Source organism: Nonomuraea sp. SBT364 (genome assembly GCF_001083785.1).
GTDB lineage: Bacteria > Actinomycetota > Actinomycetes > Streptosporangiales > Streptosporangiaceae > Nonomuraea.
In genome coordinates this window covers 152,724-160,343 of the sequence record NZ_LAVL01000005.1, presented here as the reverse complement: position 1 = coordinate 160,343, position 7,620 = coordinate 152,724, and the positions used below count along the sequence as shown (strand labels likewise).

Below are 7,620 nucleotides of genomic sequence, written 5' to 3'. Positions count from 1 at the left end.
TAAGAGCCAGACCAACCCCCCGCCAGCGCCCCCTTCCGGGGTCCACGCCCCCTCCGGGACGCGCGGCCCTTCAGCAGCGCCCGGCCCTTGCGGGAGATGCGGCCCCTCTGCGCCCCGCGAACCCCCCGAGGTAAGTCGCCCCTCGGAGGCGCGCGGGCCTGCAGGGGGGTGCCGCGCTTCAGGGGGACGCGGCGCCTCGGAGGCGCGCGGGGTGTCCGATTCGGTGGGTGTGGTCGGTAGGAGGCTTTCCTCGGTGGGGGCGTGCGCTTCTGCCAGCGTGCGGGCCTCTGCCAGGTAGGTCTGCGCCTGGCCCGGGCGGCCGCCGAGCCAGGCCGCCTCGGCCGCTTCCTTGTAGCGGAGCGCGCGGGTGAGCGACTCGGGGGTGAGCTCCGCCGCCCTCGCCAGAGCGGTGGCCGCGTCCCCGTACCCGCCCCTGGCCTGCGCCCGGGCGGCCGCCGCCGCCAGCGCGCCGGCCACCGACTCGTCCCGCCCCACGGCTGCGGCGGCCAGGTGCCATGCCCGGCGATCCGCGTCCACCAGCCCTGCCAGTACGCCGTGCGCCCGTCGCGATTCGGCGGGCCCGGCGGCGGCGTGCACCGCCGACCGGACCAGCGGGTGCCGGAACCGGACGACACCTCCGGACGCCACCACCAGCCCGGCCGCCTCCGCCTCGTGCAGCCCCGCCTCGTGCGCTGCCCTGGCGTGCGCTCCGCGGTCTTCGGCGACCGGTGTGGCGAGGGCCTCGGCGGCGTTCAGGATGAGCGAAAGGTCGCTCTCCAGGGCGGCCACGAGCAGGACCCGCCGGGCCGCCGCCGAGAGACGCGCCACCTGGTCACCGAAAAGCTGCTCACCCCCGGGCAGCGGGTCGGGCAGCGGCGCCCGCCCGGCGAGCTGGTCCGCCGTGAGCACCGCCACGGCCTCACCGAGCACGAGCGGGTTCCCGCCGGTGAGCGACACGAGCCGCGACCGTACCCCGGGCGCCACCACGGCCCGGGCGTCCAGCAGCGCGTCCGCGCTGTCGGCGTCCAGCCCGCCCACCGGCAGCTCGGGCAGTCCCTTGACCGCCGCGTCCCCGCGTACCGCCAGCACCATCCCGACCCGCTCGGTACGCAGCCGCCTGGCCGCGAACAGCAGCGCGTCGGCCGACGCCCGATCCACCCACTGGAAGTCGTCCACCAGGCAGACCAGCCCGCCCTCCGCCGCCGCCTCCACGAGCAGCGAGAGCACCCCGGCCGACACCAGGAACCGGTCCTCGCTGGGCGCCGCCATCCCGAACGCGCCCGCCACGGCGTCACGCTGCGGCCCCGGCAACGCGTCCAGCAGCCCGATCACCGGCCACACGAGCTGGTGCAAAGCCGCGTACGCCAGATCCGCCTCGCCCTCGACACCCCCGGCACGCAACACCGTCGCGTCCCCGGCGCGGGACGCCGCCTGGTCCAGCAGGGCGGACTTGCCCACCCCCGCCACACCGCGCAACACCAGTGCCCGCCCGTCACCGGCCAGCGTCGATCCGATCAGTTCGTCGATCGCGGCAGTCTCCGCGGCTCTGCCGTACAGCATGCTCGTGACCATATAGGGCCCTCAACCACCCGAAACCCACCCACCCTGACCCCGGCGAGCGCTCCGCCGTACGCGGGTGGGCGGGAACGCGAAAGCGCGCCCCCGGATGTCGGGGGCGCGCTTTCGGCGCCGATCACGGCCTCTTGCGAGAGACCTCGTCCGCCTTGTCGGACACCTTCGCGCCCGTGTGGTGCACGGTGTCCGCAGCCCTGTCGGACTTCTCGCCGACCCAACGCGACGCGTCGGAGGCGGAGTCCTTCATGTGCTCGGTCCACTGCTGGGCGTTGCGGCGATAGACCATGTAGCCCACCGCCCCCACAGCCAGACCGGTCATCAGGACGAGCATCGGCCAGCGCCGCGACTTCGGCTGCGCGGGATTCACCTTGTAGGCGGCCGAGTTGAGCATCGAGCTCACGGCCGGGGCGAGTTGGTCCTCGACCCGGTGCGCGGCGTTCTCTAGTCTTGGAGCAGCCCAATAGCGGGCGTCTTCGACTCGCCGGTTGGCGACCAGTTTTGCCTGGTCGGCCATCGGCGCCATACTGCGGCCGGTCTTCACGGCCTGGGCCTTCATCCGGCCCATCCACGTGGTGGGAACTTCTATGGCCACGCGGCGTCTTCCTAGTGTCAGGGACACGACTACCTCCCCTGTCGTTGGGGCCCCGCGCCTGACCTTCCCGGTACAAGGCGGCTCAATCATGACGAGCCGTGGGAGGATGGCACCGGAGGCCGTACGGCCATAGTCAACAAACACCACAAACCAACCCGGTGCATAGAGGAAGGCAGCTGTCTCGTGGCTGAGAAGCTGATCGCTAACCTGCAGACCAATCACGGCAATATCAAAGTAGAGCTCTTCCCCAACAAGGCTCCCAAAACGGTCCGAAACTTCGTCGAGCTCGCCGAGGGCAGCCGCGAGTGGACCCACCCGGGCACCGGTGAGAAGAGCACCAACCGCTACTACGACGGCACGATCTTCCACCGCATCATCCCGGACTTCATGATCCAGGGCGGTGACCCGCTGGGCCAGGGCATCGGCGGCCCCGGCTACGAGTTCGACGACGAGATCCACCCGGACCTCTACTTCAACCGGCCGTACCTGCTGGCGATGGCCAACGCGGGCATCCGGTTCGGCAAGGGGACCAACGGGTCGCAGTTCTTCATCACCTCGGTCGTGACGCCGCACCTCAACGGCAAGCACACGATCTTCGGCGAGGTCGTGGAGGGGCAGGACGTGGTCGACGCGATCTCCAAGGTCCGCACCGGGCGCAACAACCGGCCGGTCGAGGACGTCGTCCTGGAGAGCGTCACCATCGAGAGCATCCAGGCGTAGGCCCTTCGGGGGGTTGCGGTAGTTACGGCGCCGGGACGACGGCCCACGGGCGTGAGCTGGGGGGCGCGGTGGGGGCGGGGAGGTCATAGGCTGCGGTCATGACCGCCCAGCCGCCCAGCACGCCTCCGCAGCCCGAGCAGCCCGCCGAGGCGGTGCCGACGTGTTACCGGCATCCCGACCGTGAGACGTGGGTGCGCTGCCAGCGCTGCGAGCGGCCCATCTGCCCTGACTGCATGAGGGATGCCGCCGTCGGGTTCCAGTGTCCCGAATGCGTGGCCGAGGGAAACCGGGGGATCCGGCAGGCCAGGTCGGCCTTCGGCGGGGCGGTGGTGCGCACGCCGTACGTGACGTGGACCCTGCTGGCCGTCAACGTGCTGGTGTTCGGGGCGCAGTTCCTGACCGGGACGACCGTCACGAGCATGCTGGGCATGCATCCCGGTGTGGTGATCGTGAACGGCGACTACTACAGGCTGCTGTCCGCGGCGTTCGTGCACGACGGGCCGTTCCACATCCTGTTCAACTGCTGGGCCCTGTACGCGGTCGGCCCGTATCTGGAGCGGGCGTTCGGGCATGTCCGGTTCGTGGCGCTCTATCTGGTCAGCGCGTTCGGCGGGTCGGTGCTGGGGTTCTGGTTCGATCCGCTCGACACCTTCACCGTGGGCGCGTCCGGAGCGATCTTCGGGCTGTTCGGCGCCGTGTTCGTGGTGGGGCGCAGGCTGAACCTGGACGTGCGCGGCATCGCCGTGCTGCTCGTGATCAACCTGGCCATCACGTTCATCGTGCCCAACATCAGCTGGACAGGGCACATCGGCGGGCTGATCACGGGGGCGGCGCTGGCTGCCGCGCTGGCCTACGCCCCCAAGAACAACCGGACCCTGTGGCAGGTGCTGGCGATCGCGGCAATGGTGGTGCTGCTCGTGGCGCTCGTGGTGACCAGAACGGTCACCGTGCTCAGCGCGCTGAACTGACGTCGTCCCCAGGTGTGGAAAAGACTGTGGAAAGAACTAACGCCAGCGAGTGGAAAGCACCACACCGAAGATGATGAAAACAAACCCGATCAGCAGATTCCAGTTCTGCAGATCGCCGATGAAGGGCGCCCGGGGGGCCACGTAGTAGGTGGCGATCCACAGGATGCCGATGAGCCAGGCGGCGACCATCGTCGGCGCGAGCCAGCGCGGGCTGACCTTCACCTGCTGAGACTTCTGCGGCGGGGTGTAAACCGCCTTCTTGCGGGCCTTCGACTTGGGCACTGGGTTAACTCCTGCTGAGGGCCTGGGCTTCCGGATCGTCCGCAGGCTCTTCGTTTAGGTTAGTGCCCCAGGATAGTCGCCACGCGCACGACATGGCGATCCCCCGGGTCACGGTTCGTACCTGCTTACTCTGGGGCGGTGCGGGCCATGCTGCGGGCCGTGGGGGAGCTGAGCGTCACCGCGGGCCTGATCCTGATGCTGTTCTGCGCCTACCTGCTCTGGGGTACGGGCGCGTACACCCAGAGCCAGCAACTGGCGCTCCAGCGCGAGCTGGCTGACAGGAGCACCGGCCGGCTGGCGAGAATCGAGCTGGGCGAGGCCGTGGCGCTGCTGCGCATCCCGAAGCTGGGTCGCGGCTACCGCTACGCGGTGGTGGAGGGGGTGGACGCCGAGCACCTCAAGAAGGGGCCGGGCCACTACCCGGACAGCGCCATGCCCGGCAAAGTGGGAAATTTCGTGGTCTCGGGTCACCGCACCACGTACGCGGCCCCGTTCAACCGTCTGGACGAGCTCGAACGCGACGACGAGATCGTCGTGGAGGCCCGCGAGGCCCGCTATACCTACCGGGTGACCTCGCAGGACATCGTGGAGCCCGACGAGGTCGAGGTGCTCGCCCCAGTGCCCGGCAAGCCCGACATCCGGCCCATCCGTGCCTTCATCACCCTGTCGACCTGCCACCCCGAATACTCCGCCGCCCAGCGTCTCATCGTGTACGGGGTGCTCAAGGAGACCGAGCCCAGGAAGGAATGACATGTACGGCTGGATCTGGCGCAAGCTCCCCGGCAGTCGAGGCGCCAAGCTGGCGGGGGCCGTGGTGCTGGCGGCGGTCGCGGTGGCCGTACTCTGGTATGCCGTGTTCCCGCTCCTGGAGCCGGCGGTGACGCTCGACGAGGTGACCGTACGCCGATGACCCGTGTCCTCGTGGTGGACAACCACGACAGCTTCGTCCACAACATCGTCCAGTACCTCAAGGAACTGGGCGCCGAGTGTGACGTGCGCCCGCGCGACGAGGTGCGGGTGGACGACGCCGACGGGTTCGACGGCGTCCTGATCAGCCCGGGGCCCGGCACGCCGGAGGCGGCCGGGGTGAGCGTCCCGCTCGTTCACCACGCGAGGCTGACCGGGCGGCCGCTGCTCGGCGTCTGCCTCGGCCACCAGGCCATCGCCCGCGCGTTCGGCGCCGCCGTCGGCCGTGCTCCCGAGCCGGTGCACGGCAGGACCAGCGCCGTCGAGCACGACGGCCGGGGGGTCTTCGAGGGGCTGCCCACGCCCGTGCGGATGACCCGCTACCACTCCCTGGCCGTGCTGCCCGGCACGGTCCCGGACGTGCTGGAGGTGACCTCTCGCACCGGCGACGGCGTGATCATGGGCCTGCGGCACCGTGAGGCGCCCATCGAGGGCATCCAGTTCCACCCCGAATCGGTGCTTTCGGAGTACGGCCACCAGCTCCTTATGAACTGGTTGCGTGGATTCGTGTAACAAACGCCGGCCAGCGAGCGACTCCTAGATGAGCGTCCCCGCCGTTGCCCCCGAGCGGCGGGGGCGCTTCTTCATGCGAAGGCCGCCACCCCGCGGGGGATGGCGGCCCTTTCACGCCTGGTCAGCCGTTGAGGCCGCCGTCGAGCGGACCGTCGTCGCCCGGCGGCTCGTCCTCGGTCGGGAAGTCGTCCGTCGGCGTGTCGGTCGGGAAGTCGTCGGTCGGGAAGTCGTCCGTCGGTGTGTCGGTGGGCGTCGCGGCCGGGCCCTCCGAGACCACGATGGTGACCGTCATCTTCGGTGCGAGCTTGGCGCCCTCACCCGGGTTCTGCTGGATGACGGTGCCCGCGGCCTGCTCACTGGGCTGCGGGACGCTCTTGACCTTGAAGCCCTCGGACTCCAGCAGGCCCTTGGCCTCCTGCTCGGTCATGCCGAGCACGCTGGGCACGGTGGCCAGGGCCCTGGGGATGAAGAGCTTGACCGTGCCGCCCTTCTCCACCTCGGCGCCGGCCTTCGGGTCGGTCTGGAAGATCTTGCCCTGGGCCTTGGCGGACGACTTGGTCTCGACCACGCCCTTGAGCCCGAGCTCGCCGAGCAACTGGTTGGCCTCGTCGACACCCAGGCCGACGAGCCCGTCCGGCACCGCGACCTTCTCCGTACCCTTGGACACGAACAGCGTGACCGTGGCGCCCTCGTCGACCTTGGCGTTGGCGGCCGGGTCGGTCTTGATGACCGTGCCCTTGTCGAACTCGGCGCTGAACTCCTCGACCACCTTGGGGGTGAGCCCGGCGTTCTTCAGCTGGGTCTCGGCGTAGTCCTGCTCGGTGGAGACCAACTCGGGCACGGTGATCTGGGCGTCGGTGGGGGTCTGGCCGCCGCCGCCGCTGAGCACCACGTAGCCGATGGTGATGAAGGCGCCGATGATCAGCAACGGAATGACGATCCACAGAGCCGTCTTGACCGCGTTGTTGCCGCCGCCGTTGCTCGCCCGGCGCCGCCCCCGGCCTCCGCCGCCGCCACCCTCTTCGTAGTCGTAGGGCGGGATCGTGCTGGACCGCTGGGTGGCCGGGCCCTGCGCGGCCTGGGTGGCCGTCATCATGCGGGTGCCCTGGCCGTAGTTGCCGGTCACCGTCATCGTCTGCGCGTCGACGGGCATGCCCGACATGGCGCGCTGGATGTCGGCCCGCATCTCGCCCGCGCTCTGGTAGCGGTGGGCGGGGTCCTTGGCCATGGCCTTGAGCACGATGGCGTCGGCCCACGCCGGGATCTCCGGGTCGATCTGCGACGGCGGGATCGGCTCCTCGCGCACGTGCTGGTAGGCGATCGCGACGGGCGAGTCACCGGTGAACGGCGGCTGACCGGTCAGCAGCTCGTAGAGCAGGCACCCGGTGGAGTAGATGTCGCTGCGCGCGTCGACCCGCTCGCCGCGGGCCTGCTCCGGCGACAGGTACTGGGCGGTCCCTATCACCTGCGCGGTCTGCGTCATCGTCGCGGCGGAGTCGGCCATCGCGCGGGCGATGCCGAAGTCCATCACCTTGACGTCGCCCGCCCGCGTGATCATCACGTTGGCCGGCTTGATGTCGCGGTGCACGATGCCGCCGCGGTGGCTGTAGTCGAGGGCGCGCAGGATGCCGTCGACCAGCTCGACCGCGCGCTCCGGGAGCAGCCGGCGATCGGCGCGCAGTAGGTCGCGCAGCGTCCGCCCGTCGACGTACTCCATGACGATGTAGGGCACGGGAGTGCCGTCGGTGACGTCCTCGCCGGTGTCGTAGACGGCGACGACCGCGGGGTGGTTCAGCGACGCCGCCGACTGCGCCTCACGGCGGAAACGGGCTTGGAAGGTGTGGTCACGAGCCAGATCCGACCGGAGGGTTTTGATCGCGACGACCCGGTCAAGCCGGATGTCCCGGGCGCGATACACCTCGGCCATGCCGCCGCGTCCGACGACACCGTCGAGCTCGTAACGACCTCCGAGTTGCCGAGGCTGAGTCATTTCCTGCACTGTCC

Annotated in this window: 9 protein-coding genes; 5 read left to right on the top strand and 4 right to left on the bottom strand. The window is 70.2% G+C overall.

The window, feature by feature from the left end; translation table 11 throughout:
- Window positions 1-1,560 (bottom strand): AAA family ATPase (locus ADY59_RS04800; protein ID WP_156325299.1); only part of this gene is annotated, 1,560 nt, incomplete at its 3' end.
- A gap of 133 nt (window positions 1,561-1,693) precedes the next feature.
- Window positions 1,694-2,131, bottom strand: a complete 438-nt coding sequence (locus tag ADY59_RS04795) for a hypothetical protein (RefSeq protein WP_156325298.1) — start codon at window positions 2,129-2,131, stop codon at window positions 1,694-1,696.
- A gap of 219 nt (window positions 2,132-2,350) precedes the next feature.
- Between ADY59_RS04795 and ADY59_RS04790 the strand changes: the two genes are divergently transcribed.
- Together ADY59_RS04790 and ADY59_RS04785 are read left to right on the top strand one after the other, a co-directional pair.
- Window positions 2,351-2,887 carry a peptidylprolyl isomerase gene (locus ADY59_RS04790; protein WP_049558074.1) on the top strand — a complete coding sequence of 179 codons (537 nt, stop codon included), beginning with the start codon at window positions 2,351-2,353 and terminating at the stop codon, window positions 2,885-2,887.
- 98 nt (window positions 2,888-2,985) lie between these two features.
- Window positions 2,986-3,855 carry a rhomboid family intramembrane serine protease gene (locus tag ADY59_RS04785; protein WP_082309857.1) on the top strand — a complete coding sequence of 290 codons (870 nt, stop codon included), beginning with the start codon at window positions 2,986-2,988 and terminating at the stop codon, window positions 3,853-3,855.
- Window positions 3,856-3,891: 36 nt separating this feature from the next.
- On the opposite strand, the gene ADY59_RS04780 is transcribed toward ADY59_RS04785, so the two are convergent.
- Window positions 3,892-4,137 carry a cell division protein CrgA gene (locus ADY59_RS04780; RefSeq protein WP_049558072.1) on the bottom strand — a complete coding sequence of 82 codons (246 nt, stop codon included), beginning with the start codon at window positions 4,135-4,137 and terminating at the stop codon, window positions 3,892-3,894.
- A 147-nt stretch (window positions 4,138-4,284) separates the two neighbouring features.
- On the opposite strand from ADY59_RS04780, the gene ADY59_RS04775 reads away from it, so the two are divergent.
- From ADY59_RS04775 to ADY59_RS04770, 3 genes are read left to right on the top strand one after another with little or no spacing between them, the layout of a single operon-like run.
- The gene (locus ADY59_RS04775) at window positions 4,285-4,887 is read left to right on the top strand and encodes a class E sortase (RefSeq protein WP_063780557.1); all 603 of its coding nucleotides are present in this window, start codon (window positions 4,285-4,287) and stop codon (window positions 4,885-4,887) included.
- 1 nt (window position 4,888) lies between these two features.
- The gene (locus ADY59_RS51065; protein ID WP_197093434.1) at window positions 4,889-5,047 is read left to right on the top strand and encodes a hypothetical protein; all 159 of its coding nucleotides are present in this window, start codon (window positions 4,889-4,891) and stop codon (window positions 5,045-5,047) included.
- Window positions 5,044-5,616 carry an anthranilate synthase component II gene (locus ADY59_RS04770; protein ID WP_049558070.1) on the top strand — a complete coding sequence of 191 codons (573 nt, stop codon included), beginning with the start codon at window positions 5,044-5,046 and terminating at the stop codon, window positions 5,614-5,616. The genes ADY59_RS51065 and ADY59_RS04770 overlap by 4 nt, the downstream gene beginning before the upstream one ends.
- A 121-nt stretch (window positions 5,617-5,737) precedes the next feature.
- On the opposite strand, the gene pknB is transcribed toward ADY59_RS04770, so the two are convergent.
- On the bottom strand, window positions 5,738-7,606 hold the full coding sequence (gene pknB / locus ADY59_RS04765; protein ID WP_049558068.1) for a Stk1 family PASTA domain-containing Ser/Thr kinase: 1,869 nt from the start codon (window positions 7,604-7,606) through the stop codon (window positions 5,738-5,740).
- Between the last annotated feature and the right edge of the window lie 14 nt (window positions 7,607-7,620).

Excerpts from the sequence above, each read along its gene's own strand:
- ADY59_RS04795 (WP_156325298.1), bottom strand. The coding sequence starts at position 2,131 with ATGAAGGCCCAGGCCGTGAAGACCGGCCGCAGTATGGCGCCGATGGCC.
- pknB (WP_049558068.1), bottom strand. The coding sequence starts at position 7,606 with ATGACTCAGCCTCGGCAACTCGGAGGTCGTTACGAGCTCGACGGTGTC.
- ADY59_RS04785 (WP_082309857.1), top strand. The coding sequence starts at position 2,986 with ATGACCGCCCAGCCGCCCAGCACGCCTCCGCAGCCCGAGCAGCCCGCC.
- ADY59_RS51065 (WP_197093434.1), top strand. The coding sequence starts at position 4,889 with ATGTACGGCTGGATCTGGCGCAAGCTCCCCGGCAGTCGAGGCGCCAAG.
- ADY59_RS04770 (WP_049558070.1), top strand. The coding sequence starts at position 5,044 with ATGACCCGTGTCCTCGTGGTGGACAACCACGACAGCTTCGTCCACAAC.
- ADY59_RS04775 (WP_063780557.1), top strand. The coding sequence starts at position 4,285 with ATGCTGCGGGCCGTGGGGGAGCTGAGCGTCACCGCGGGCCTGATCCTG.